This window comes from Streptomyces sp. NRRL S-455, from assembly GCF_000717875.1.
GTDB lineage: Bacteria > Actinomycetota > Actinomycetes > Streptomycetales > Streptomycetaceae > Streptomyces.
Window position 1 is genome coordinate 1 of sequence record NZ_JOCT01000100.1, and the last position, 271, is coordinate 271.

At 65.7% G+C, this 271-nt stretch carries 1 pseudogene; it reads right to left on the reverse strand.

Annotation, left to right across the window (positions count from 1 at the left end):
* Positions 1 to 271: pseudogene (locus tag IE97_RS39080) on the reverse strand (glycoside hydrolase family 32 protein); the annotation flags it as partial.

Genomic DNA, 271 nt, shown 5'->3' on the forward strand with positions numbered 1-271 from the left:
GTGCTCCGCGGACAACGACACCGTCATCAGCCAGCTCTTGGTCGGCGCATGCCACTGGACCTTGGGATCGCGGAAGTCCTTGGAGCCGATGTCGATCACGGGATTGCCCTGGTACTTGGTCCAGGTGCGGCCTCGGTCGGTGCTGTAGGCGAGCGACTGGGCCTGCTTGCCGCCGTCCTTGTAGGCGCTGGTGTAGATCGCCACCATGGGCGGGTTCTTCTCGGTGCCGAACCCGGTGGAGTTGTCCCAGTCGACGACCGCGCTGCCGGAG